Annotated in this window: 21 protein-coding genes; 9 read left to right on the top strand and 12 right to left on the bottom strand. The window is 35.7% G+C overall.

Annotated elements, in window-relative coordinates; translation table 11 throughout:
• Positions 1 to 52 precede the first annotated feature (52 nt).
• A complete protein-coding gene (locus H3U49_RS07175; RefSeq protein ID WP_198180769.1) occupies positions 53 to 205 on the top strand; it encodes a hypothetical protein in 153 nt (50 codons plus the stop codon).
• A gap of 381 nt (positions 206 to 586) precedes the next feature.
• Here the strand turns inward: H3U49_RS07175 and H3U49_RS07170 are convergent, their stop codons facing one another.
• From H3U49_RS07170 to H3U49_RS07155, 4 genes are all read right to left on the bottom strand, one after another.
• Positions 587 to 1810, bottom strand: coding sequence for an ABC transporter permease (locus tag H3U49_RS07170; protein WP_198180768.1), 1224 nt, complete (start codon positions 1808 to 1810; stop codon positions 587 to 589).
• On the bottom strand, positions 1803 to 2699 hold the full coding sequence (locus H3U49_RS07165) for an ABC transporter ATP-binding protein (protein WP_198180767.1): 897 nt from the start codon (positions 2697 to 2699) through the stop codon (positions 1803 to 1805). Before H3U49_RS07165 ends, H3U49_RS07170 begins: the two co-directional genes overlap by 8 nt.
• A 217-nt stretch (positions 2700 to 2916) precedes the next feature.
• Positions 2917 to 3594, bottom strand: a complete 678-nt coding sequence (locus H3U49_RS07160; protein WP_198180766.1) for an NAD(P)H-binding protein — start codon at positions 3592 to 3594, stop codon at positions 2917 to 2919.
• A gap of 159 nt (positions 3595 to 3753) precedes the next feature.
• Complete coding sequence (locus tag H3U49_RS07155) at positions 3754 to 5730, bottom strand: glucose PTS transporter subunit IIA (RefSeq protein ID WP_198180765.1); 1977 nt, start codon at positions 5728 to 5730, stop codon at positions 3754 to 3756.
• A 208-nt stretch (positions 5731 to 5938) separates the two neighbouring features.
• On the opposite strand from H3U49_RS07155, the gene treR reads away from it, so the two are divergent.
• Positions 5939 to 6670, top strand: coding sequence for a trehalose operon repressor (treR, locus tag H3U49_RS07150; RefSeq protein WP_198180764.1), 732 nt, complete (start codon positions 5939 to 5941; stop codon positions 6668 to 6670).
• The gene (gene treC, locus H3U49_RS07145) at positions 6667 to 8319 is read left to right on the top strand and encodes an alpha,alpha-phosphotrehalase (RefSeq protein ID WP_198180763.1); all 1653 of its coding nucleotides are present in this window, start codon (positions 6667 to 6669) and stop codon (positions 8317 to 8319) included. Before treR ends, treC begins: the two co-directional genes overlap by 4 nt.
• Positions 8320 to 8373: 54 nt before the next feature.
• Here treC and H3U49_RS07140 read toward each other — a convergent pair whose 3' ends face one another.
• The gene (locus H3U49_RS07140) at positions 8374 to 9267 is read right to left on the bottom strand and encodes a LysR family transcriptional regulator (protein ID WP_198180762.1); all 894 of its coding nucleotides are present in this window, start codon (positions 9265 to 9267) and stop codon (positions 8374 to 8376) included.
• Positions 9268 to 9383: 116 nt separating this feature from the next.
• Between H3U49_RS07140 and H3U49_RS07135 the strand changes: the two genes are divergently transcribed.
• On the top strand, positions 9384 to 9926 hold the full coding sequence (locus tag H3U49_RS07135) for a PAS domain-containing protein (protein WP_198180761.1): 543 nt from the start codon (positions 9384 to 9386) through the stop codon (positions 9924 to 9926).
• Between the two features lie 38 nt (positions 9927 to 9964).
• Here H3U49_RS07135 and H3U49_RS07130 read toward each other — a convergent pair whose 3' ends face one another.
• Entirely contained in the window at positions 9965 to 10846 is an 882-nt protein-coding gene (locus H3U49_RS07130) for a LysR family transcriptional regulator (RefSeq protein ID WP_198180760.1), read from the bottom strand.
• A gap of 114 nt (positions 10847 to 10960) precedes the next feature.
• On the opposite strand from H3U49_RS07130, the gene H3U49_RS07125 reads away from it, so the two are divergent.
• From H3U49_RS07125 to H3U49_RS07115, 3 genes are read left to right on the top strand one after another with little or no spacing between them, the layout of a single operon-like run.
• A complete protein-coding gene (locus H3U49_RS07125) occupies positions 10961 to 11746 on the top strand; it encodes an SDR family NAD(P)-dependent oxidoreductase (protein ID WP_198180759.1) in 786 nt (261 codons plus the stop codon).
• An 18-nt stretch (positions 11747 to 11764) separates the two neighbouring features.
• On the top strand, positions 11765 to 13570 hold the full coding sequence (locus H3U49_RS07120) for an FAD-dependent oxidoreductase (RefSeq protein WP_198180758.1): 1806 nt from the start codon (positions 11765 to 11767) through the stop codon (positions 13568 to 13570).
• An 11-nt stretch (positions 13571 to 13581) separates the two neighbouring features.
• Positions 13582 to 15393: an FAD-binding protein gene (locus H3U49_RS07115; protein WP_198180757.1), complete on the top strand. Its 1812-nt coding sequence runs from the start codon at positions 13582 to 13584 to the stop codon at positions 15391 to 15393.
• Between the two features lie 372 nt (positions 15394 to 15765).
• Here the strand turns inward: H3U49_RS07115 and H3U49_RS07110 are convergent, their stop codons facing one another.
• The 3 genes from H3U49_RS07110 to H3U49_RS07100 form a co-directional block, all read right to left on the bottom strand.
• Positions 15766 to 16188 (bottom strand): helix-turn-helix domain-containing protein, encoded by a 423-nt coding sequence (locus tag H3U49_RS07110; protein WP_198180756.1) that lies wholly within the window; start codon positions 16186 to 16188, stop codon positions 15766 to 15768.
• 189 nt (positions 16189 to 16377) lie between these two features.
• Entirely contained in the window at positions 16378 to 16644 is a 267-nt protein-coding gene (locus H3U49_RS07105; protein ID WP_198180755.1) for a DUF2087 domain-containing protein, read from the bottom strand.
• Positions 16634 to 18232, bottom strand: a complete 1599-nt coding sequence (locus tag H3U49_RS07100) for an ABC transporter ATP-binding protein (protein WP_198180754.1) — start codon at positions 18230 to 18232, stop codon at positions 16634 to 16636. The genes H3U49_RS07105 and H3U49_RS07100 overlap by 11 nt, the downstream gene beginning before the upstream one ends.
• 139 nt (positions 18233 to 18371) lie before the next feature.
• Here H3U49_RS07100 and H3U49_RS07095 point away from each other — a divergent pair, with 139 nt between their 5' ends.
• Positions 18372 to 19217 (top strand): Rgg/GadR/MutR family transcriptional regulator, encoded by an 846-nt coding sequence (locus H3U49_RS07095; RefSeq protein ID WP_198180753.1) that lies wholly within the window; start codon positions 18372 to 18374, stop codon positions 19215 to 19217.
• Here H3U49_RS07095 and H3U49_RS07090 read toward each other — a convergent pair.
• The 3 genes from H3U49_RS07090 to H3U49_RS07080 are packed head-to-tail and all read right to left on the bottom strand — an operon-like array spanning position 19214 to position 22462.
• On the bottom strand, positions 19214 to 20083 hold the full coding sequence (locus tag H3U49_RS07090) for an ABC transporter ATP-binding protein (protein WP_198180752.1): 870 nt from the start codon (positions 20081 to 20083) through the stop codon (positions 19214 to 19216). The genes H3U49_RS07095 and H3U49_RS07090 overlap by 4 nt on opposite strands.
• 1 nt (position 20084) lies before the next feature.
• Positions 20085 to 21347 (bottom strand): tellurium resistance protein TerC, encoded by a 1263-nt coding sequence (locus H3U49_RS07085; RefSeq protein ID WP_198180751.1) that lies wholly within the window; start codon positions 21345 to 21347, stop codon positions 20085 to 20087.
• Positions 21344 to 22462, bottom strand: coding sequence for an ABC transporter permease (locus H3U49_RS07080; protein WP_198180750.1), 1119 nt, complete (start codon positions 22460 to 22462; stop codon positions 21344 to 21346). The genes H3U49_RS07085 and H3U49_RS07080 overlap by 4 nt, the downstream gene beginning before the upstream one ends.
• 652 nt (positions 22463 to 23114) lie before the next feature.
• Here H3U49_RS07080 and H3U49_RS07075 point away from each other — a divergent pair.
• Positions 23115 to 25352, top strand: coding sequence for a BspA family leucine-rich repeat surface protein (locus H3U49_RS07075; RefSeq protein WP_198180749.1), 2238 nt, complete (start codon positions 23115 to 23117; stop codon positions 25350 to 25352).
• The last annotated feature ends 131 nt before the right edge of the window (positions 25353 to 25483 follow it).

Here is a 25483-nt window from a genome sequence, read left to right as displayed (position 1 = left end):
TAAATAATCATTATTATGAATTAGTTTAAAAAATATTGAAAGGAGGTGTAATATGAACCATAAAAAGATAAAACATGCAAAAAAAGAGTTAACAATAAAGCTAACTCTCAGTATTATGATAATACCGTTTTTAGTACTATACCCTGATCAAAGAACAATTAGTACTAATAATTATCATATATCTGTTAACATTACTTTACAGTAATTCAACTATTATTGCAAGTATTAGATAAATATAGAAGCTTACCCAAGTTTCTTGCGTTATCATTATTGTTTTAGATGATTGTTAGATCAATAATTATTTATCTAATTTGTATGATAAATTATTTAATCATAGCTCAGGACTAACTTCCGAAATTTGATCGGAGTTAGTCCTTTGTTTATTGAATTACAGCAAGACTTTATTGGTAGTCTTTCCAAATATCAAACTTTGGATGCATTAGTTGTTTTTTATTATCAAAGACCACCTTAATAATCATGTAATGATGATAGATTTCAATTTTATTTAGCCACAAAAACACCCCCAAATTTGTCCTAAATTTGGGGGTCATATCAGCATATCATTCGTCCTAGTCTTTTTTGTTACCTACGCTCTACTATATGCCAGTCCTCGTTTTAGTCTCTTCCAAAAACTGGTATCTTCTGTTTGTAAAATTACGCCTTGATAAATTTTACTAATGTATACTGTTAAAGCAACAATACTTACTATTAAAATTACCAACGACAAAATAACTTCCATATTATCAACGTGGCCATTAATTATACGAATCGGCATCATGAATGAGGAAAAGAAAGGTACGTAAGATAATACTTGCGGCAGAATTTGTTCTGGGTTAGTAATAAGCGCAAATGACAGGAAAAATGCAAGCAGAGAAAGCATCGTAGTACCTTGAGCAGCTTTTGAAGAATCTTCAGGCTTAGCTACTAAAGCTCCTGAAAAAGCTGCCAATATCGTATAAATAATTACACCAAGAATCAGAAAAATGAGATTGACATTTAACAAATTGCCCAAAATTTTATTTATTACTACTTGATTGTTATGCATAAAAGAAGCCGTAATTTTTGCATGCAATGCCCAACGGTAAGATGCCCAGCCGCCAACAATATAGATTACGAGTTGAGTAATAATTACGCCGAAAATACCCAAAATTTTGCCTAAGAAATATTTAGCAGCAGTTGTACTGGAAAAAATGATTTCCATAATCTTCGTGCCCTTTTCAGAAGCTATTTCTTGAGCTGTAATGCTACTGTAGGACATCAAAACCATGTAAACGACCATAATCACAATAATTAAAGAAACCATTTTAACCAATTTATCTCCCTGATGATTTTTCTGAAGTACTTCGCGATATTTTGGCTGCTGCTGTAAGGCTTTAAATTGGCGTGGCGCTAATTGCGCTTGCTGCAAATTAAGCTGACTCTGCAAGACTTGTAAATAGCTTTTTACTTTGGGTTTCAATTCATCATCAATGGGTGACGCTCCGTGATAAATGGCCTTAACCTGGTTTTTTTGCGTTTCAAATACCAAGTAGCCATCAACTTTTTCTTTTTTGACAGCCTTTTTAGCAGATTCAGCGGTTTTAATTTTAGAATCAACATATTTATCATTATTTTTAATAAAGTTTTGGCGAACTTGCTCATTGGAACTGATAACTGCAATCTGACTGTCTGAATCAGAACTAGCACCGATAGCTCCTCCTAAAGCACTACAGCCAATTATGAAAAACGGTCCTAAAATCAAAAGCAGAAAAGACCAAGATTTAACTTGATGCCAATAAGTTTGCAGCGTTACGGTCCATAACTTATTCATGTTGTTCACCAGCTTCCATTCTAAATATTTCGTCAAGTGTTGGTGGTTGTTGCCGAAATTCTTCAATATATTCGCCGTTTGTTAAGGCATCAAAGACTTCCGCACCACTATTTTCATCGTCAATTCGTAAAAGATATTGACCATGCGCTTTCTTTTCCACTTTTTTAACGTGAGGGAGCTGCTGTAATTCTGCAAGCGACTTAGTAGTTTTGCAGTAAATTTCTGTTTTACCAAATGAGTCACGAACAGCGTCAACTGTACCACTTAAAACAACTTGTCCTTTTTTCAACATGATTAAACTATCGCAAATTTCTTCGACATTTGACATATCGTGACTGGAAAAAATAATTGCCGCATTACGCTTTTTAGCATCCAAAACTGCGTTTTTGAGCAAATCTGCATTTACCGGGTCCAAACCACTAAATGGCTCATCCAAAATAATTAATTGGGGTTGATGAATTAAGGTACAAATTAACTGCACTTTCTGCTGATTACCTTTCGAAAGTGTTTTTATTTTGTCGCTTTTCTTGCCCTGGACATCAAATCGTTTTAACCATTTATCAATTTGCGGTTTTATCTCTTTTGCTGGGCGGCTTTTTAGCTCCGCCAAATAAACAATTTGCTGCTCAATAGTCATTTTGGGTAGTAAACTGCGTTCTTCCGGCAAGTAGCCTATTGTATCAAAAGTTTTTTCAGTAATGGGCTGATCTTTCCAGGTGATTTTTCCGTTGTAATGAAGAAAATTTAAAATACTGTGAAAAGTGGTGGTTTTTCCTGCACCATTTTGACCAATCAAACCCATAATTTCACCAGCCTGAATGGTAAAGTTGACATCTTTAAGAGCCTGAAAATCACCAAAGCGCTTACTTAAATGTTCTACTTTTAGCATAGCTCCCTCCTTTATTCTAATAATAACATAAGTTGATTTTACTATATGCATTCATGTAAAAGCAATACTTTTTTAATTTAATCAAACTTAAAGCAGCAATAATTGCCGTACTCTGTCATTGATCTTTTACTGGGTTTTAGCCCAAAGTAACAGGCTAATAAATCATGTTAATGAAACATTAATTTATTAGCCTGTTATAGTTTATGATTAAATATTTTTAGTGGAAGTTTGTAATTGCCTGTTTAATAGGTACTGTGCCATTAGCAATATCAAATTCCTTTTGGTGTAATTTTCCCGTTAAAATAATGTCAGCAATCGTTTGGGCCACATCTTGACGAGTAATTGTCATATCTGCAATAGAATCAGTAAAATGACTTGCTACTTTAATTTTCCCTGTTGCCTTTTGATTAGTCAGTGCAACTGGTCGTAAAATTGTGTAGTCCAGTGAGCTGTGTAACAACCATTGATCAGCATAATATTTTGCCGCATAGTAATAATTTTGTGGTCCTGCTGCTGGTGCATTATCCGACCAAAAACTGCGATCGTCAGATTTAATCGCACTAATCATGATAAAACGCTGAATGTCAGTTTCTTTTGCAGCGTTAATTGCTTTGACTGCACCGTCAAGATCAATCATCATTGTTGCATCAGCACCTGTTTTGCCACCTGAACCAGCCGCAAACACTACTGTATCGACCGTTTGCATCACTTTTGCCATTTCTTTTTGCGACCCTGCTAGATCAATAAAAGCAGTAGCAATTCCCTTTTCTTGATATGCTTTTTCCTGCTCATGGGAGCGCAAGCCTGCAATGACCTGGCAATTCGTACTTTCTTGTAGAATTTTTACCAATAATTGCCCAATTTGTCCGTGAGCACCAATTATCAGAACTTTCATTTCAATCACTCCATCTACAATAATCTATTTTATTATAATTTAACCGAGTATTTCAAAAATACATTATAAAAGGGCTCTTGACTAATCACTATTAGTTTTAGAACCCTTTTATATAATTCAATATTTTTTAAAAATTAATCTATTAAACAACCCCACATATTATAAATCAGCTAAATTCTTTTTCTTGGGTGCAGTCTTAGGACTATCAGCGTCATTCTCCTTATAACCAAAGAAGTAGGTCAAAGCAAAAGCAGCAACAATAGTCACAATAGAAGCAATCCAGAAGTTTAACAGGTTATTAGGATTGCCTTGTCCGGCTTTAGGAACAAAGGATGGAAAGCCAATCAAACTGCCAGTAAAGCCGTACATATCAACTTTAAGTAGTCCGTTTACCAATCCGCCAATGGCAGCACCAAGACTTGAAGTCATAAATACACGACCGTACTTTAAGTTAACACCATACATTGCCGGCTCAGTGATACCTACAGCTGCAGAAATAGCAGCACTTAAAGATAATCCCTTTAGATCAGGATTATGCTTGGTCTTAAACCAGACAGCAAGTGCACCAGCACCTTGTGCAATCATAGTTACTGAAACAATACCGTTTAAAATACTGTGTCCTGTTGCAGCAATATCATTCGCAATAATTGGAACTACTGCCCAGTGCAGTCCGAAGATAACCAGTATTTGATAAAGACCACCGATGATTAAGCCGGAAAGTGCAGTGTTGACAGTTAACAGCCATTGCAATACTTTAGCAATTCCCGTAGAAATAAATGAAATTACTGGGCCTACGATAATTAAGACTGTCATCCCTACCAAAAAGATTTCTACTAGCGGAGTAAAAATTTGTCTTAATGTGACTGGCATCCATTTTTTAATCCACGGTTCAATTTTAGCAGCCATCCAAGCCGCAAAAATCATTGGAAAAATCGAATAAGTATATTGCGGAATATGAATTGGAATACCAAAGAAATTGGCATTAATACCTACACCGGCCAGGAAGTAACTGAATTTACCGCTGGCATATATTTTTACTAAATCAGGGTAAATCAGAAAGCCGCCAATAATAGAAACAACTACTGGATTAGAGCCTAATCTTTGAGCAGCAGTAAATCCAACAATTAAAGGCAAGAAGTAAAACGATGCATCCCCCATCGCATTAATAATAGTGTAAGTTGGAGAAGCCGTAGACATGTGGCAAAAGTTAGTTAAAATGTTAAGAATACCTTTTAACATACCACTGGCGGCCAACAAACCAATTACAGGCATCATAGAGCCGGTAATTACGCCTATTAACTGGAAGAAGCCATTTTTAATCTTGCCACCGATAGATTGGTTAGTCTCTGGAGCTGGAGCAGCAGGCGCAGTCTCACCCTGTCCAGCGTATTTTGGCCCAAGTAGTTTAATTAATTCATCATAAACGTCTTCTACTGTTTGACCAATTACTATCTGATATTGGTTATTTGCGCGGGTAACATCTATTACCCCTTTAATGTTGTTAACCTCGTCATCCTGCGGAATACTATTATCATTTAAGGTAAAGCGCAGACGGGTAAAGCAGTGCATAACGCTTTTAATATTATCGGCACCACCAACTGCCTTAACAATTTCGCGCGCTGTAGTTTGGTATTTATTCTCATCTTTATTAGCTGCAGGGGCAGTTTTAGTTTGCTTCAAAGTGATAGTGGCTGCAGTTTCACCAGCAGACTTAGTGCCAAGAGCAACATCAATACCAGCTAAAACATCAGCGGTATTAGTAACCGCCAAGATCACTGTATCATCTTTTTGGGCATCTTTAATCGCTTGCAGATCCATTGTCCCCAATTGTTGACCTGCTTTTACTTTAGAGCCCGCTGCTACTTGCCAGTCAAATGGTTTACCATCAAGTTCAACGGTATCTATACCCAGGTGAATCATCACTTCCACACCCTCTGCTGTTTGCAAGCCGAGTGCATGTTTAGTTTCAGCAACCATTACTACCTTACCAGCTACCGGCGAAACTATTTCCCCAGAGCTAGGTTTAACGGCAAAACCTTCACCTAGCTTTTTCTGGGAAAAAACCGGATCATTAACATCACTGAGATTAATGACCTGACCAGCAACAGGTGCCAGTATTTTAATCGTACTACTCATAATTAAGCCTCCAGAAAATTACAACATAAAAGCTCGTCATATATATTGATAACGCTTTCCTTAAAATTATAGTTCTTGTATAGACAGGTGTCAACATATTGCATATTATGCTGGTGTAATAAATTTTTATTTATTTTTTATCGGTCTAGACAGGTTTAAAAAATAACGTAAGGTGGTATGATTATTGTTAAAAGGTGGCTAACTAATAATGAGAGCTAAATATCTACAAATAGCAGAAGATCTATCAAACAAAATAAAGCACAAACAATATGCTGCAGGTGATTTCTTACCTAGTGAGCCGGCACTATCAGAGCTTTATAACGTTTCACGTGAAACAATTAGAAAAGCTTTAAACGTACTCTTAGATGCTGGCTTAATTCAAAAAATAAAGGGTAAGGGCTCAGTAGTTATTAATGCAGCAAGGATTGCCTTCCCTATTTCTAATATCGAATCATTTGATGAGCTAAACAAGCAAAAACAAATGCATGCTGCAACTAAAATATTGGCCTTAAAAGATGCCCAGATGCCTTTTGTAATCCGCAAGCACTTATCCTTAACAGAAACTGCTGCAACCTACGTAGAACGTTTACGGTTAATCAATCAGGAGCCAATAGTAGTTGACGAAGATTATATTTTAAAAAAATATGTGCCTGTCATATCAGCTAGTCAGGCAAAAAGTTCCTTATACTACTACTTTGAACATGATTTAGGCCTTGAAATCGATTATGCCACTAAAACTATTACCGTAGAGCCGGCAAGTAAAGATATAATGGAGCAGCTGCACCTTACCGATACTAACTTAGTGGTAGTCGTACGCAGTTTAACTTATTTAAAAGATACATCTTTTTTTCAATACACTATTTCTCAACACCGGCCTGATAAATTCAAATTCGTAGACTTCGCACATAGAAAAGCTAAAAATGGAGGACTTATATTATGAGTTTAGCTGACAAAGTGATTTATCAAATTTATCCTAAATCTTTTTACGATAGTGATGGTGACGGCATCGGAGATTTAAGAGGAATTATCGCAAAAATACCCTACTTAAAAAAACTAAATATCGACATGATCTGGTTTAATCCGTTTTTTGTATCTCCTCAAAACGATAATGGCTATGACATCGCAAATTATTACGAAATTGATCCCTTATTTGGCACAATGGCCGATTTTGAAGAATTAGTCGCGAAGCTGGCGCAAAATCACATTGGTGTGATGCTCGACATGGTTTTAAATCATTGTTCCACTGATCACATTTGGTTTAAAAAGGCGTTGGCCGGAGACGAATATTATCAAAAATTTTTCTACATTAGAGAGCCTAAGCCAGATGGCAGCTTACCTAACAATTGGACATCTAAGTTTGGTGGTCCAGCCTGGGCCCCATTTGGCAAGACCGGCAAGTTTTACCTTCATTTATATGACAAAACTCAAGCTGACCTCGACTGGCATAATCCCGCGGTTAGAAAGGAACTATTTAAGGTCGTTAATTTTTGGCGTGACAAAGGAGTTAAAGGTTTTCGCTTTGACGTGATTAATGTTATTGGTAAAGATGAAAAACTCACTGATGCACCTAAAAACACTGCCAGCAAGTTAATGTATACAGACCAGCCGATAGTGCACCAATACCTAAAAGAATTAAATCAAAAAACGTTTGGTCAGGAGCCAGATGCGATTACTGTGGGAGAAATGTCCTCAACAACTGTTGCTAATTCTGTTGCTTATACTAAAAAAAGTAATCACGAATTATCAATGGTTTTCACATTTCATCACCTAAAGGTTGATTATCAAAATGGTCAGAAATGGACCAAAATACCTTTTAACTTTTCCGCTTTAAAAAATGCTCTTAATAAATGGCAGATTGGAATGAGTCAAGGTGGTGGCTGGAATGCCCTGTTTTGGAATAATCACGACCAGCCATGGGCGCTGAGCCGTTTTGGTGATCCCATTCATTTTCGGGAAAAATCCGCTGAAATGCTGGCTACCGTAATGCACTTATTACGCGGCACCCCTTATATTTATCAGGGCGAAGAAATCGGCATGATCAATCCCAATTACCAGAAGATCACGGATTATGTCGATGTCGAAACACTCAATGCTTATGATGAACTTAAAAAGGAGGGCTTAGATGACCCCGAAGCTCTGGCAATTATTCAGGCAAAGTCTCGTGATAATAGCAGAACGCCAATGCATTGGGATAACACCGTTAACGCAGGCTTTACTACTGGAACTCCCTGGCTAAAGCCAAAAGATCAAGAACAAATTAACGTTGCGGCTGAACTTGATCATGGTGAAATTTTCCCATATTATCAAAAGCTGATTTACTTAAGAAAACATTACCCAATTATTGCTAAGGGAAGCTATGAACCCATTGACTTGGATCACCCACAAGTTTTTGCTTATTGCCGACTTTACCAGGGACAAACCTTACTAGTAATTAACAATTTTTATGGACAAAAAGTGGCGTACGGTTTACCCGCTTCTTATCAAGGGCAAAAAGCACAAACTCTAATTAGCAACTACGATAAAAATTTACAAGAGGTGCCTAAAACTTTAGCTTTACAACCATATGAATCACTGGCTTTATTAATATAGCTTAATGCAAAAAGAAAGACTGACCTGTCAGCCTTTCTTTTTATATTTTCTGTACTAGTTAAAGTCAAAGTTGAATTCTTGAATAAACTTGATAAACTGGTAAACAATTCTTTTTTCATTATTTTTCTGCGTAATGGCTACTAAATCAACTTGCGGCTCCCAATCAAGAGGAACATAAATCAAGCCGTGATCAAGTTCAGAATAAATACAATATAGTCCTAATCCTATTCCTTGTTGAGCCTTAATTAAAACATTTAAAGAAGATATTTCATCCGCATAAGTAATGGTCAGATTTTTATTCGAATGAATAATTTTGTTTTGAAGATTAATAATATCCTGTGCTGCCCATCTGTTATCTAAAAATAGCAATTTTTCATCTTGTAAATCAGTCAGTTTGACCATTGCTCTTTTACTCAAAGGGTTATTTCGAGGTACGATTGCTTTAAAGAACTCTGATTTTATCGGATAAATTTTAACGTTACTTAAATCTTTTGCTTCTAACCCTGTTGTTAACATAATATCCAAATCGTTAGAAACTAACTGCTGTTTTAATTCGTTACGGTTTAAATTTACCAATTCAAATTTAACTTGTGGAAACTTTATTTGAAATTGTTTTATCCACAGGGGAATATATTTATCATTAAATGGATTATATGAATAGCCAAAATTTATTTGCAAGCTTTCTTCTTTATCTTTTTTTTGAATCTCTTGTACCACAGAATAATAGTTATTAATTAATGGCCTAATTTTCTGATAAAAGTCTTTACCATTCTTCGTCACATTAACGTAGCGCTTATTACGATTAAAAAGCTTAACACCGATCTCATCTTCAATAGCATTTATATCATGCGTAACGGTTGGCTGCGTAGCATGAATTGCTTTAGCCGTTTTAGTGAAATTTTTTGTTTCTACTAAATTAACAAAAGTAACTAATTTTTTAATATCCATATATATATCTCTTATAATCTATTTCTATTATTAATAACTGATATTAATTTCACTTATAAGTATAAATAAAATATACTATTTTTGTAAACGGTTTATACAAAAATAAGGAGATTAAAATGGTTAAACATACAGAAGAAGCTACAAGTACCTGGGTTAAAGAAACTGCTACAAAAGTTAAGGCTGCTAAAGGTTCAGATTATGTAGAATTAGATCAAGGGCTACTAACAGTTGATCAATTAGATGCACTACTCAACTGCCTGCCACTTGAATTGATTACTATTGACAAAGATGATCGCTATGTATATTGCAATAACGAAATTCCTAAAAAAATGCTGCTTTCACCACGGTGGCCAGAAAAATTAGGACAAACTTTATCAGAAGTTCACAAAAAAACTTCAATGCCTCATGTTCAAGAAATAATGGATTACGCCAAGACTGGAAAAACCTATAAGCTTATCAAGCCAAGTGCTGATGAGTACATGGTTGCTTCATTTAAAAATATGACTGATAAAAATGACCAATATGCTGGAGTTACTGAATGGATTGTTGATTTACTGCCAATCATTAATTGGTACTTAAAGCAAACAGGTCAAAAATTAGTACCTGACGAGAATAAAAAAGCTACAGATGCTGATTCTGGAGCTTCAATGCAAGCATAAATTATTAACTCCTCCAATAGTATTTTGGAGGAGTTTTTCTATAATTCATTTTGCAGAAAATCAATAAATTGTTTTACCACCTGCCTTTTATTATTTTTTTTAACGACAGCTCCATAGCTGATAATTGGACTTAGGGCCAATGGCACTTTTCTTAGTTGTTCATCAAAATCTGTATAAATAAATTTCAAACCTATTGTTATTCCTTGTAAAGCACTAACTAAAATCAGAGCACCAGCCAAATCATTTGTAAATGTTACGTTTAGGTTTGCATTTGCATTAATAATTTTATTCTGTAAATTAATCATTTCAATTCCGGTTAAGTCATTGTCAACAAAAATCAGATTCTGCTTAGTAAAGTCTGTAATAGAAAGCTCAGATTTATTGGACAGAGAATTACTATATGGCACAATGGCAAAAAATTTATCTTTAAGTAAAGGGTAAAATCGTATATTTTTAAGATCTGATGCATCCCCTTTGCTTGTCAAAAACAAGTCAATATTTTCATTTTCCAAATATTGTTTTAACTTATTATGATCTAAAATCGTTATATTAAATTTGGTTTTAGGATATTGTATATTAAATTTTTTTATCCATTTTGGGATATTATTTAGATTATAAGGAGTTACTGTACAACCAATATTAATAATATCTGCTTCTTTTTCTTCATTAGATCTTATACTTTGAAGGGCTAAATAATACTTATTTATTAATGGCTTAACTTGATTATAAAAAATAAGACCATTTTTTGTTGGTACTACATGTCGTTTATTTCGTACAAACAATTTTTGACCTGTTTCATCTTCTATCGACTTAATAATATAACTAACACTTGGCTGAGTGAGATTTAAATTTTGGGCAGTTCGTGTGAAATTTTCAGTTTCAACCAAATTTACGAAAATTTTCAGTTTATTAATATCCATAATCAATTTTCCTTATTTACCATAAAAGATTTCTATTTCTATTATAGAATTAATTCCATATAATTAATACTGTAAGCGCTACTTTTGGTTTTTTGCGAAAGGAAGTAGATAATTATGGATTTTGGTTTAAAGAATAAAGTTGTTGTAATTACGGGAGCAACCGGTGGAGTTGGTCAATCACTGGTAAAAGAGTTTGCAAAAGAAGGGGCAAAACTTTCCATTTCTTCAACTAGTCAAGAAAAATTAGATAGATTTTTGCCTACTTTAGATATTGATTCAGATCATTTGTTAACGTCAATAGTTGACGTGACCAAAGAAGATCAGGTTAAACAGTTCATTTCAAAAACAATTAAGCATTATGGTAGTTTAGATATTTTAGTACCAAATGCTGGTGATGAAGGCAAATCCTTGCCAATTGAAAAACAAACTTATGAAAATTTTGAGCATACTTTTGCAGTTAATGTCTTTGGAGTCATGTATTGTATGAAATATGCAGCACCACAAATGATTAAACAAAATTCAGGACATATCGTTGTAATAGCGTCAAACGGATCAATGGTTGGAGCGCCGGAAATGTCACAATATTGTTCTTCTAAGCATGCAACACTTGGTCTAGTTAAAAGCGTCGCGTTAGAACTTGGTTCCCATGGCATTAACGTTAATGCAGTGTCACCTGGTGCTATTGACACGGATATGATGAAAAGAATCGAAAAAATGGCTTTTCCTAATCTTACCCATGAAGAAGTATACAAGAAATATGCAGCTGCTTATCTTGACAATCGTTACGCTACTCCAAAAGAAGTGGCTGATGTAGCGGTCTTTCTCGCATCTGATCAAGCAAGTCATATTAATGGCGGTGCAGTACGAATCGATAATGGCATGGAAAGTACAAGCAGATAAATTTAAGGAGGTAAAACTATGAGTCAATATAGTGCAGAAGAAAAAGGTTTTCACAGCATAATTAAAGCTGTGATTGACGTTGATGAAAATAAAAACAAAATTAAGCAGATTTGGGCTGAAAATGTTACGCCCAATACAGTAGGAGCAGCAGGAATTGCAACTTGGCTGAAAAAAGCCAATGAAGAAAATTCTGTTGAAGTTGACGCAATTTCAGGCGCTTCAATTTCAACTGGTGCTTTAAGAAAGGCTGCTATCAAGGCTGCTAATGAAGCAGGAATAAAGACAAAAACTAATGTAGATGCTGTATCAGGTGCCTCGCAACCTGATTCTCACACAAAAGAAAACGGGATTCCCGAGATTGCAAATTATCCGTTACTTAAAGAAACAGTTACCGATTATGATGTAGACGAATATGACGGTGAATATGATTTAATTGTCGTAGGCTCCGGTGGTGCCGGTCTAGCCGCTGCTGCTACGGCTGCAGAAAATCACGCTTCTGTGATGGTAATTGAAAAACAAGGCATCGCTGGTGGTACAACTAACTATTCCGGAGGTGTCATTCAAGCAGCGGGTACGAAATTACAAAAAGAATCTACTAAATATCAAAACGATACCCCTGAAAATCATGAGCAGGAATATTTAAAAGCAGGTGAAGGTCGTGTTTACCAAGATTTAGTACATGATTTTACCCAAAATTCTCCGAAAAATATTGAGTGGCTGGCCAATATGGGCATTAAATGGACGAATGTCTACGGACACACTGAGATTCCTTATGCTAAAGATCATTTTGCGGATCGGATTCATGTTTATGAAAATGGCGGTGCCAGTGGCAACGGTATTATTTTAACCCAACATCTCCTCAAATATGCTTTAAAACAAGGAGCAGAAATTACTTATAATACTGCTGTAATAGGATTAATTACGGCTGGAGATGGTACCGAGCGCAAGGTTATTGGTGTTGTTAGTGAAGGAAAAGACCATCAACTTAAATATTTAAAAGCACGCCGTGGAGTCATTCTGGCCACAGCCTCGATTGATCAAAATGTAGCATTAGCTAAGGACTTGAGTCCTCAACATTATGAAGATGTTAAAGCTCATCATTGCTGGTCTGTCTTAACGGATCAAGGTGATGGCATTGTGATGGGCATGGCAATTGGCGCAGCGGTTACCGGCTTTGGCGGAACAATTGATTTTGATGCCAGAACTGGCAATGGTACTGATGACCGTGTTCCTACAATCCCTTCAATTTTTGTTAATGGCAATGGCTTAAGATTTGTTAACGAAGATGCAACTTATGCTTATGAATTCCGGGCAATTTTCAACCAGGAAAAGCAACTAGACAAACCAACTTATCAGATTTTTGGTGCAGATTCTATTAATGAAAAAACTAGTCCATGGAACCCAGAATCATTAGAGAGCGATGTAAAAAGCGGTTTAGTAGTTAAAGCCGATTCACTCGAAGAATTAGCAGACAAAATTAATGTTCCTAAAGCAAACCTTGTTAACAGCGTTAATACTTGGAATAAAAATGCCGCTAATGGCGCGGATCCAGAATACAACAGAACAAATGGTGTAAGACCATTTTCCGGACCTTACTACGCATACCGCAATACTCCAGGCAATTTAGGCGCTTTAGGTGGACTAAAGATTAATAAGAAATGCAACGTACTTGATGTTTATAATCAACCTATTACAGGATTATATGCAGCAGGACTAAACGCTGGCGGCTGGCTTGGCTCATACTACCCTGGTTCTGGGACAGCCATCGGTGGCATCGTTCATCAAGGCAGACGTGCAGCAAAGTCAGTATTAGGACTAGAATAAAGGATTTAAAAATGCTATCAACACAAATTAACAATTTTAAATGGCAGGCTGACTTTGATGTTATAGTTATTGGTTTTGGAGGAGCAGGCGCTACCGCCGCAAGGTTCGCTGCTGACAATCATTGCAAAGTGCTTTTAACAGATGTTGCACCCGTTGGCCACGAAGGTGGTAATACTCGTTATTGTGGACAAATGATTGCAGGTACTAAAAGCAAATCTTCTTATCAAAAATACTATTCCAAAATGACAGCACCCTTTGAGCTTAATCAAGAAATCATAGATACTTTTGTTGATGGCGTAGCTGATATGCCTAATTACTTAAAAAAATACCTTCATGTTGAACCTTTCAGCTTTTTAGCACATCCAGACAGACCAGCAGTTCAATCGGTCAAAGGAGATTTCCCTGATTATCCTGACTATCCGGGAGCTTCCGACTATGACTTATACACTGTACATGATGGGCAGCAAATTGAAGACGGAGCTTTATGGAAAGTCCTCAGAAATGAGGTCATGAAACGCCTGGATCATATTACTATTTGGTACGAATCTCCGGCTATTCACTTAGTGCAAGACTCAACCGGCAAAGTTGTAGGAGCAGTAATCCACAGACATGGACAAGAAGTATATGTCCACGCCAAAAAAGGAGTTGTTCTCACAGCTGGAGGTTTTGAAAACGATCCTAAGCGAATTCAGGATTACTTAGGTGTTCCTAAAATGGTGCCAATGGGCACTCTATATAATAAGGGAGATTCTATCAATTTAAGTATTGAAGTTGGTGCTGATCAGTGGCACACAAGTGTTTACAATGGCGGTGGCTTATATCACGGTTTGACTTATGCAGTTGCAAATGGCCAGCGGGGCATTTTAGCATACACTTGGCCGGAACTATACACAGGCAGTATTTTTGTTGTAGGTAATGATGGTACACGTTACTTTGCAGAAGACCAGCATTCTAAAGCCGGCTATCTGTTTATTCATGGTTTTGGCAGACACCCATATTTGACTACACAATCTTGGATTATTTTTGATCAAAAGCAAAAAGCCAAATTGGAAAAAATACAGGATGGCGCATTACAATCTGCTTTAAATAAAGCAATTACAGCCTCCTCTATTAGTGAACTTGCCGCAAAACTTAATTTTGATTCAACCATTTTTGGCAACACAGTTAAGGACTTTAACGAACTTGCAAAATTAGGTAAGGATTATTCATTTAGCAGAAGCGGCCAAACAATGACCCCACTTGATGATGGACAAATATACGCAATTAAGTTGCAGCCTGCAGCTTTAAACACTCAGGGAGGTCCACGCAAAAACGAAAAAGCTGAGGTTTTAAAGCCAGATGGTTCGGTAATTAAGGGCTTATATAGTGCTGGCGAAGCCGGTAGTATAACCACTAATCAATATCAAGCTGGTCAAGATGTTGCAGAGCTGTTGATATTCGGTAAAATTGCTGGAGAAAATGTCACTCAAGAACCAGGAGAAAAAGCAGAAAATGTTGCCCCACTTGACCCTAAAATTCTAGCTAGTGACGAACAAGCAGAAAACTACCAGCTTGGTGCAAATCAGTTTCTTGGTAAAAGTGATCAAGGCATGGGAAATGAGTTTGTGGTCAAAGTAACCATGGATAAAAATAACCAAAATATCCAAGATATCAATGTCATCAAACAAAGTGAAACTAAGGAAATTGGCCAAAAAATCATTAAACCTTTGCTTCACAACATTATTGAATCTAATTCAACCAATGTTGACGCAGTTTCTGGGGCTTCGCTGACATCGAAAGCTGTTAAAAGCGCCGTAGATGATGCATTAGCAAAAATCAAATAATATAATTTCTTTATAAATTCTAAAAATTAAAATAACCACTTTTGCTTCAATTAAAAGTAAAGTGGTTATTTTGATATTAACTAGCATACAAAAATACCTTACAGCTAAGACCATTACCTTCTCTAAATGATTGCATGAAGTTTAAGTAATTTGGCATAGTCTGTTGCTGCTAAACCTACCTGTTTCTGTTGCTCATGAATAATGTCATTGATATTTTTCTCTGCGTAATCAAAGCGTGAGCGATCGAAAAGTTCATAGCCATTTTTTGAAAATTACCCGCACAATATTTACCTTCCAAATCGGATATACCGCCAAATAAAATTTCACTTATTTTTCATTACACCATTGTCATATAGTGTATCTTTAATCCAGTCACTCATCGCTGCCCTCCCAAATTTCCATAATTTCTTTAACCTCCTCTGGGTCTGGATTAAGAACTCCATCTAATACGCTCTCAATATCTTTTTTAGTTGGGTTCCAACCTTCTAAATGACTAGCCTCAATAACTCCTCTTAGCTCAAGATACATAGCTTTGTCAGACACATAAACACCCTGAATAGTTTGTTTTTCATCGTTAATATCAAGTTTATATTCTTTGGGTTGTAACATATTTAGTAGATCGCCCGCTCTTTCATTTAAACCAGTTGCAAAAGCATTAAGCACTCTTACCGACCAAGTTTCAAGTGGCCTAACTGCTGCTTTTCTTAAAGTACTAGCAGAAACTGCACTTTTCTTAGCAACATCTACAATATTAATATTCCTACTCTTTAATAGTCTGCTAATCGCTGTCTCCATAGTATTTTCACTCGTAAGACTCTCAGAGCTATTATACGATATAAAGGCTATTTTATTGTCATTTATGGTAAAGTGCTTGCAGTTTTGAAATTAAAATCTATATTTGATTTTGCAGCCACTTGAACTATCTTTAGCGCAATAATACCTTCAAATTTTGCTAAATTTGGAGGTATATTAATATTCTATTTCTTAATTTTTCTCATTTAGCCAGTAAATTCGACCATCATCCGTTCTCTTTAAAAGATGATTTTCAATCAAATCTCGCCTTCTGGTAACATAATCTGACACAAAGTGCATTAAAATCAGGTTCACTTCCTGTTCAGAATATTTTTTTGCTGGTTCAAATTTAGTTGCCAAATATTGTAAAATCAACAGCCGGTTTTTAGCCTTACCAGGCCAAACTTTAACAACTCCATCATTATCAACATAGCGCATTAATACTTCTTTATTCTTCATTTTCTCCATTTAAATTAATTATTCGATCAAACAACGATTTTTCAGCGGTAGAAATTTTATGAGCCACTTCAATTACTGCCAAATTAGGCTTTTTTAATAACGTTTTATGAATTGCAAGTGACAGCTCTGGATCAAGGGCACTAGTAGCTTCATCTGCCAGCAATACGGGCCGTTCAGAGAGAAAAGCACGCGCAATTTCAATTCTTTGGATTTGTCCCCCAGATAAGTTTGCTCCTTTTTCACCAACCTGATAATCCCAGCCTTTTTCATCCACGAGTTCAGTTAGTCCCGCCGATTCAACTGCTTTAGCCAAACTTGCTGGAGAAGCCTTCCGCCCTAATAGAATATTAAACTTAATTGTATCATCAAAGATAAACGGCTTTTGGTTAACGTAACTGAAATTATCGTGGACTTTGGTCCAGTTGCCAGTGACGTCTTCACCATCAATATAAACATGACCTTCACTAGGTTTAATTTTACCTAACATTAAATTTAACAACGTAGTCTTACCCCAACCACTTGGTGCCATGAGCAAGATTTTTTCGTTCGGAGCAACTGTCAAATTAAGGTGAGTAAAAATCGCTCTGCCACCTTGACTGTAAGTTGCATCTTCAACTTTCAAACCAGTAAATTTACCAGTTTTTGCATTTTTAGTACTGTTAGCTGAAAAAGACAGAGCCTGCTCTACTTTATCCCACATCGGCTTAGTAGACTTGATTGCATTTAATTGTTCAAAAATATTAACTATCGGGTTAATAAATTCATTAGATAGTTGCACTATCATAATTAAAGTACCAACACCGATCTGTCCTTGCAGCATTAAGATGGCTCCTACTAGAAACGGCAATATAAAGCTAAAAATATCTGCAAAAGCCATAATGACTTCTCCCGCTGCAGCTTGTGTGAAGTTTAAGTTCTTTAATGCTTCTTCCATTCTTTTGGCACTATTAACTACTTTACTAATAGTCGAACTTTGGGCATCGTATAAGCCGACAGTCTGCGCTCCGTTTAACCCGTCATTTACACTCTGAGTGTATGCGACGTTATTTGTCTCCCAAACTTTTGCTTTGGCTTGAATTGTTTTGGTAAAAGCCCTTTGCACTAGTCCAGGAATTAAAGTAGTTACCATAAAAATTAATGTTAAAATCCAGGAATTGATTAAACCAACTACTACTGATAGCAAAAAAGATACTAATTCTGCAATGATCATTAATTCATTTGTAGTCTTAGACGTCTCAATCTGTTTAAGATCGTTCGTCATCAGACTTAAACCATCCTTTTGTGAGTCACTGCGTTGTTCAATCAGGTAGCTCATCGTTTTGTCTTTAAGATAAACATTGACATCCTGAATAATAGCGTACTTGATATAACGGTACACAAAATTAGACAGCATAATAATTAAGATTGTTGCAGCACCAATGCCGGCAATTCTAATTAAATTGCCACTATCGCCTTGACGATATTGCGCTGCATTTAACATGATCTTAGTGACATATGCAATTACCACATTGCCAAATGCCATTACTACTGCTAAAAGTGTGTAGGCAACGAGTTTCCATTTAGGTGCAAATTTTAATGAAGATTGCATTTTTCTACTCCTTCTTTATTATTAAAACGGTTAAGATATTTTTTGATTAAACATATTAAAGCATGAATTATTTTTCTGGTTTTTTTATTTCTCATATATGAGAAAAAAGTGCATAATATCTTAAAAAGGACGAAATAACATGCAGTCAGGAATTGAATTTAAACAATTAAGGAAAAAACAGCATATTACGCTTAAAGAAGCTGCCGCAGGCATTTGTTCTATTCAAATGCTTTCTCGCTGGGAAAATAATCAAGGCCATATGGATTTTAACCGGGTATTAAAACTGTGCGAAAGAATTAGTTTATCGGCAACTGAATATATTGCGCTTGCTAAACTCGACCCACAGGATCACATTGCCCAAATTTTAGAAGAATCTTGGAATAACCACGACAGAGATTATTTGGAAAAACTGGCTCAAGCGGCATTAAATAAATACGAGTCAAGTCAAGATCCTTTTGACCTCGATTATGCGGCAATCGCCTGTAGTTTGTATTATAAAACTTCACAGCATAATATTTTTCCTATAGCCCAGCAAAATGAATTAAACCACCAATTAAGTAAGATAACTGTTTGGGGCCATGAATTTCTTTCACTGTTTGCCAATGTTATACCTATTATTAATCCTAGAATTATTTACCAAATCTCTGTTCAGGTTATCAGCAATATTTCTTTTATTAAAAAAGCAGGAGAAGGTACATTTCATTTTAGTATAGCAGCATTATTTGAAGCTGTAATTGGCTTAATTACAAAAAGTCAGTTTAAATTTGCAGACCAACTACTTACACGAATAAACCAGATTGACTTACCAGATAACGAAATGTTGTTAATTGTTGGGCGCAAATTTTTAAATGCAATTCTTACATTCCACAATACTGCCAATGATGAAGCAGCTGTCTCAATCATTCATTTTTTAACTAATATGGACATGCAAACTACGGCTGCTTATTTTCTGCAAATATTAAATCAGGTTAAAGCTTTAAACTAATCATAAAATTTATTAAATAAGTCTTCGATATCAATTCTTTCAACTGCGTATTGAATATCAGCTCTAACTAAGCTGGCTATAAGTTGCGTCAGCTTATCCTGCTCAATTTTTTCTAGAGGAACTAATATCAGGTTATTAGGCAAGGTTTCGTAATCATAATCGGCTAGCAACTTAGTCGTTTCAGGGGTAGACTGCATCTTTAAATACCGTTTATTTTGCTTTTTATTGTCTAAATCTTCAATGATGTGTCCCTTACCCATAAACAAGACCCTGTCAGCATATTGCTGCAAGTTAGACAAAAGGTGTGAAGCCATAATGATCAACTTGTTTTCATCCTTTAGTTTAAGAAGCATCTGTGAAATTAAAGCCACATTCTGCGGATCGAGTCCATTCATTACTTCATCTAACAGCATTACAGGAGAATCAGTTGCTACTACCATTGCAAAACAAAGTCGCTGTTTCATCCCTAAAGAATAAGTCTGTACTTTCTTTTCCACGTAATTTTCCATTTGCAAGTCAGTAATTATTTGCTCAACGGGCTTTTCAGAATTGTGCCAAAGATCAGCGTATAAATTAAGATGATCTCGTCCAGTCATAAAGGGAAACAGGTCGCTTTGTTCAGGAAACGAGCAGATTTCCTGGTGTAATTTTATCGTATCTTTTTGGCTTTGATAACGTGTATTTTCATATTCAACAAACCCTTTTTGCGGCGTCAGATTATGCAAAATAACGTTGATCAAGGTCGACTTCCCCGTACCGTTAGGCGCTACGAGACCAACGATCTCGCCCTGCTTAAATTCCAAGTTAACGTCATCTAAAACAACGTTCTTTCCAAATGCCAATGTGACATCTTTTATTTTTAACATTTTAATCACCTCGTCTAACTAAAGGGATGCTTTTAATTTGCGTGAACAAAAACAGTAAAATTTCAATGACAAGTGCCAGACAAATGAGTGGCCCTAAGCCAGCAGTAAAGCCCCATCCGGGTGCATCCATCAAATAAGCCAAGTTACCGGTAATACTGTCACCGATAGAAAAATAAGTCATAGGCCATTTTTCCAAAAACGGGTAAACAAAACCCATGCCCAATGAGAAGTAAAGCATCTTCGCACTGATAGCAAACAAACTGCTAAGCATGCCGGCAACATATTCGTTACGCAAAAGGATTGCTAGCAGAATTGTCAACCTGATAAAGATAAACGAAATAATGATTGCAAAAATGATAAACTGCAAATAATACATACCTAGTGTTTCAGTCCTAAAGGTTGCTTTGAAGTTTATTTTGCCTAAATAATCAACAGTATTTAGTCTTAATGATCCCAAACCATATCTAGGTGCTATACAAAGAAGAGCAATTATCCCAGCTACTACAAAGTCAAGCAAAACCCCTACTTCAACAACTCCAGTTTTCAACCATAAAATGGTACGTTTACTTAAAGGAATATTTTCCAAGACCGTATAATATTTCCTGTCATTAGTCACAATGTCTGCAGCAAAGAAACAAACTATCACTACCATGATTAAGACTGTCCAGCCAGAAAGTGAGTTTTGAATTACTTGTAATGCTGTGCGCTCTTCCAAAATGTTTTTATTCAGCCCTGTTTGCTTATCCTTTTTACCGGCTAAAAGTGCGTTATACAAGTGATACGTCCGTTGATAGCCAAAATGACCATCTTGTTTAAAATTATCATTTTGATTATACGCAGCTGGATACAAAAAGTTTTGGTTACCTTCTACAAAGATTAACTCGTCAATATATTGATAACGAGCACTGGCGTATTTAGCATAAGCATCCCAGTCTTTTTTCTTTATAGCACGCAATATTTTTTTATCATAAGATAAGACCTGCGGGTAAGTACTGACAGCGTCCACCGCCCCTTTGCTAGGAATATAATCATAACCTGGCTTTTTGGAATAAGCAATCTCTTGCCTCGCCACTTTCAGAAAGGCTGTATCGTCAATATATTCCTTTCTGATAGGTTTGGCATCGACCTGTTCAATTACTTGGCGGTTAGGCACACTGACCAGACTAAAATATAAAGACATAATCACAGTAGCAATAAACAGTCCAATATTTTTGGGATTAACCAAAAAAGCCTTCAACTGAAAGAGGAAATAACGCCATTTCATCGTGCAATACCTCCTTTATTAACCAGGTGTCTGAACCACATGATCAAAATAAATGACCAAACTAATAGGATACAGCCGCTGGTGACAAGGTTTAGCCCTGCAAATCCTGTTTTACTTGCCACAGTGCCATTAAGCGCATCATTAACATTTAAATATGCAGATGGCAGCCAAGCAATAAATTTAAGCATTTTGGCAGGCAAATACGTTAATACATATAGAGCAATACCAATAAAGGTAGAGAGATATACATTTTTAGTCAACTGGTTAAGAAGTAAAGTTAAACTGGTCACAAATACTACCAATACTGCGGTATAAAGTAAAAAGAGCAAACAATCCAGCCAGACAGGGATTGCTATTATTTTATTAAAGTAAAAAACGTTAGGATAATTTAAACTGCGAAAGCCATTTCGTAAGCCGGCAAAAAGATATGCACCGACTAGTCCAATAAATAAAGGACCCAAGGCTAAAGCTAAATTGATCATGGTTTTGCCTTTAACCTCATCTTCTACACGATAAGGGATATTGCGTAAAACCGTATCATGATCCAACTTAACCATCCACACATCATTAGAAATAAGCAAAATATAAAAGAAAATAAAAATAGCCACAAAATTGAGAATATAGATTAGATACGTTGCTGATGCCTTTGAATTCATAGCTGCTGGTATATGATGACGATATAGATATTTATACGTAACTAATCTTTGATGCAATTGATATTTGGGTGGAACATTCAATGTGCTGGCACCCAGATAATTATTGCGGTAGCCATCTAACATGGTTTGAAATAACGTGATCGATCCGTCTAGATAAGTTTGCGGATCACTTAAAACTTCTCCATTTTGCAAACTGGCAATGCTGCCTTCCTGGGCGTTTAAATTGTCATAAGTCTCTTTATATTCTTGTTTGCGTAATAGACTGCTGTCAAAATAACTGATATTAACCTCAAGAGAATCATAGTATGAGCGCCACTGACGGTAGTTATCTCCCAAGTTTTGAGCTTCAACCACTAGTACAAAGAGAACCATGAATAAAACCAAAGCGCCCATTAACAGAATATTTTTCTTTGATTTGCGTGCAATATTAAAATTTGCCTTAAAATAAGTTCGCTTCATGGAAATGCCTACCTGATTTATTAAAAATGAAAAGTAATTAACAATGATTTTATCATATTTTATTCAGCTTTATTATAGCTAAAAGCAAAGTTAGTTTCTTGAGCACCATTTATAATAAATTCGGCACAATTGCATCAACAATAATTGGGATTAAGAAAGTGGTTAGCAACTTCATTGGTTCAAGAGACAGCAATCCTCAATAGTAAAAGTAAACCATATTGTAAGTCAATACCTGGCTGATCATAAGGCTGCAATTAAAACTCCGGTTTTAAAAAAGTTACTAAAAATACCAATGCTGCTACTGTATTTGTTTAAAACTGTAGAAAAGCAAAAAGAAAGTCTATTTGTTATGTTTGCTAGACTATTACTAACAGCTATAGCAATTTTAACTAGTTAGCTTAACCATATGTGCAACGAAAAATGACGAAAGAGTGTTTCATTCAATACTTAAACATTAAAATAATTGTATTAATATATAATATATATAAATAGTTAGTAATTAAAAACACTCTAACTATTTTTCTTTGTTTTAAGTATTCTTACAACTGTTAAAACATATAAGTGCGTTTAATTATTAATTAATATAATAAATATGATAAACTCCATTTAGGTACATAATATACTGTTTTTTAATACATGAAGGTTAAGTATAATGAATAAAAACAAGGAAAAATTGCTGCTGGGTGGGCTTGTGGTCAGTCTCGGCTTACTAGGTAACAGTCCACAAATAGTTAAGGCAGACCATCTTGCTGCTTCTCATCTTGTATCTGGAAATGATACAAAATCTAATATAGATTCACAAAATCCTATTGCTACAAATGAGGGTAATGACCAAAAAAATATTGCTGCTGATAGTAACTCGAAAGATCAGACAACTTCATTAATTAGTGTGCCGGTAATTTCTACGAAAAATATTGAGAATTCTGATGCAGATGCTAAAGCAGCCAATCAAAAAGATGTGCCTCCTGCAGTTACATATGGTGAAAATGAACAACAAAAGATTGCTACAAAAGCCAACTTAATATCATCTGATAGTAATGGTGCTCATCTTACATATGATCCTGATCAAGAAGTTGCTACTATTTCTGGTAATATAACATCTGATAGTAATGATGTACCTAGAACAATTAGCCAATTCTTTCTCACTAATAAACCCAAAAAGATTGTTATCGACGGACCTCTAGCTATCAAGGGATCTGCGGCTGGTCTCTTCAGTGATTTAAACAACTTAGAAGAGTTTGAGGGCTTATCTAACTTTGACACAAGCCAAGTTACGAATATGGCCTCTATGTTCTCTAATGATAAAAATTTAAAAAGTCTAGATTTGAGTAGCTTTAATACGAGTAATGTAACTGATATGAACAAGCTTTTTAAGTCTTGTTCTGCCTTAACAAATCTTGATGTTAGCTCGTTTAATACAGCAAAAGTTAAAGACATGAGTACTATGTTTAATCTTTGCACAAGCTTAACCAACTTAAATCTGAATAATTTTGACACTAAAAATGTTGAAAACATGAATTCTATGTTTTATGCCTGCCGAAACTTGACGGCACTAAACATTAGTAGCTTCAATACAGCAAAAGTAACGGATATGTCTGCTATGTTTGGCATGTGCCTTAAGTTATCAAACTTAAATGTTGCTAGCTTTGATACCAGCAGCGCTGAACAAACTGTAGGCATGTTTTTATACTGTATGAGTCTGGATCAATTAGATGTCAGCCACTTCAACACTAGTAATGTTACCAGCATGAACGGAATGTTTGCCTTTTGCACTAATTTAACAAAGATAGATGTTAGTCACTTTAACACGGACAAGGTAACTGACATGATGGAAATGTTTTCAGGAGATAGTGGCTTAACCAGCCTTGATATCAGTAATTTCAATATGGACTCGGTTACCAGTAGCGATAATATGCTAAATGGACTGACAGGTTTAAATTACTTAAAGCTAGGTGCTAAAAATTCTCTACCAAGTACTGGCTTAGACACGCCAGGAATTTGGGTTAATGTCGGTGATGGCTCAACAGGACATCCTCAAGCACTTAAAGACAAGCGCTGGACATCTCCACAACTTTTAACTAACTATAATCCAGCTAAAGACGCCGATACTTACGTGAGATACAATGCGGCTGTTATTACACATTATCAAGACCAAGACAGTAACCAACTAGCACCTAATGATGTACAAACTGGTGGATTAAACACTCCATATACCACAAAGCCTAAAGATATTACTGGCTACACTCTAGCAGAAACTCCTGCCAACGCCAGTGGTAGCTTTGCTGATAATACTATAACTGATGTTGTTTATCTCTACAAAAAAGCTCCTACTAAGATGCCAGTAAATCCTAATTTTCCAAGTAAAGCTGCTGATGTTATTGTTCACTACCAAGATGAAAATGGTAACGAACTTACTTCCGACATTGTTTTAAGCGGTAACGTTGGTGACGGGTATACTACTGGAGCCAAAGATTTTGCAGGCTATACTTTAAAGTCCAGACCGACAAATGCGACTGGATTCTTTAGTACACAGACTCAAGATGTCACCTATATTTACACCAAAAATAATAATAATCTGAGTGTTAATAACCCGATTAATTCTTCTACCAAACCAGAAAAACCAAATAAACAGAAAAAGCCAACCAGGCCAATGCCACAAAAAGCAGTTTCAAAACAGCATCATGTAAAGAAAACGGGTCGGCGATCCCAGATTATTCGGCATTCTACTATTAAAAGCCATAACTTAAGTAGTACTTCTAAGCGCACTAATGTATTGGCCAAGACTGGTGAAAGTAAAGAAAGCAATTTCATAATAATGTTCACTGGCATAATTGTCACAGGAACAGTTGCTGTAATTGGCTGGTTTACACGTAAACGGAAAGAAAAATAAATATATTTAGTCAGTGGCAATACTACTAAAGCCACTGTATTAAAAATAGCTGGAAATAATTTAGATACATACTTGGTGTCATAAAAAAGCTTACTTTATTTTTACAAAAAGTAAGCTTTTTATTTACCATA

It is taken from the genome of Lactobacillus sp. W8174 (assembly GCF_016100975.1).
In the GTDB taxonomy this organism is placed as follows: Bacteria; Bacillota; Bacilli; order Lactobacillales; family Lactobacillaceae; genus Lactobacillus; species Lactobacillus juensis.
This window is presented reverse-complemented; position numbering and strand designations above follow the sequence as displayed.

What these genes read in the sequence shown, in the direction of transcription:
- H3U49_RS07175 (WP_198180769.1), top strand. Translation starts at nt 53, where the DNA reads ATGAACCATAAAAAGATAAAACATGCAAAAAAAGAGTTAACAATAAAG.
- H3U49_RS07170 (WP_198180768.1), bottom strand. Translation starts at nt 1,810, where the DNA reads ATGAATAAGTTATGGACCGTAACGCTGCAAACTTATTGGCATCAAGTT.
- H3U49_RS07165 (WP_198180767.1), bottom strand. Translation starts at nt 2,699, where the DNA reads ATGCTAAAAGTAGAACATTTAAGTAAGCGCTTTGGTGATTTTCAGGCT.
- H3U49_RS07160 (WP_198180766.1), bottom strand. Translation starts at nt 3,594, where the DNA reads ATGAAAGTTCTGATAATTGGTGCTCACGGACAAATTGGGCAATTATTG.
- H3U49_RS07155 (WP_198180765.1), bottom strand. Translation starts at nt 5,730, where the DNA reads ATGAGTAGTACGATTAAAATACTGGCACCTGTTGCTGGTCAGGTCATT.
- treR (WP_198180764.1), top strand. Translation starts at nt 5,939, where the DNA reads ATGAGAGCTAAATATCTACAAATAGCAGAAGATCTATCAAACAAAATA.
- treC (WP_198180763.1), top strand. Translation starts at nt 6,667, where the DNA reads ATGAGTTTAGCTGACAAAGTGATTTATCAAATTTATCCTAAATCTTTT.
- H3U49_RS07140 (WP_198180762.1), bottom strand. Translation starts at nt 9,267, where the DNA reads ATGGATATTAAAAAATTAGTTACTTTTGTTAATTTAGTAGAAACAAAA.
- H3U49_RS07135 (WP_198180761.1), top strand. Translation starts at nt 9,384, where the DNA reads ATGGTTAAACATACAGAAGAAGCTACAAGTACCTGGGTTAAAGAAACT.
- H3U49_RS07130 (WP_198180760.1), bottom strand. Translation starts at nt 10,846, where the DNA reads ATGGATATTAATAAACTGAAAATTTTCGTAAATTTGGTTGAAACTGAA.
- H3U49_RS07125 (WP_198180759.1), top strand. Translation starts at nt 10,961, where the DNA reads ATGGATTTTGGTTTAAAGAATAAAGTTGTTGTAATTACGGGAGCAACC.
- H3U49_RS07120 (WP_198180758.1), top strand. Translation starts at nt 11,765, where the DNA reads ATGAGTCAATATAGTGCAGAAGAAAAAGGTTTTCACAGCATAATTAAA.
- H3U49_RS07115 (WP_198180757.1), top strand. Translation starts at nt 13,582, where the DNA reads ATGCTATCAACACAAATTAACAATTTTAAATGGCAGGCTGACTTTGAT.
- H3U49_RS07110 (WP_198180756.1), bottom strand. Translation starts at nt 16,188, where the DNA reads ATGGAGACAGCGATTAGCAGACTATTAAAGAGTAGGAATATTAATATT.
- H3U49_RS07105 (WP_198180755.1), bottom strand. Translation starts at nt 16,644, where the DNA reads ATGAAGAATAAAGAAGTATTAATGCGCTATGTTGATAATGATGGAGTT.
- H3U49_RS07100 (WP_198180754.1), bottom strand. Translation starts at nt 18,232, where the DNA reads ATGCAATCTTCATTAAAATTTGCACCTAAATGGAAACTCGTTGCCTAC.
- H3U49_RS07095 (WP_198180753.1), top strand. Translation starts at nt 18,372, where the DNA reads ATGCAGTCAGGAATTGAATTTAAACAATTAAGGAAAAAACAGCATATT.
- H3U49_RS07090 (WP_198180752.1), bottom strand. Translation starts at nt 20,083, where the DNA reads ATGTTAAAAATAAAAGATGTCACATTGGCATTTGGAAAGAACGTTGTT.
- H3U49_RS07085 (WP_198180751.1), bottom strand. Translation starts at nt 21,347, where the DNA reads ATGAAATGGCGTTATTTCCTCTTTCAGTTGAAGGCTTTTTTGGTTAAT.
- H3U49_RS07080 (WP_198180750.1), bottom strand. Translation starts at nt 22,462, where the DNA reads ATGAAGCGAACTTATTTTAAGGCAAATTTTAATATTGCACGCAAATCA.
- H3U49_RS07075 (WP_198180749.1), top strand. Translation starts at nt 23,115, where the DNA reads ATGAATAAAAACAAGGAAAAATTGCTGCTGGGTGGGCTTGTGGTCAGT.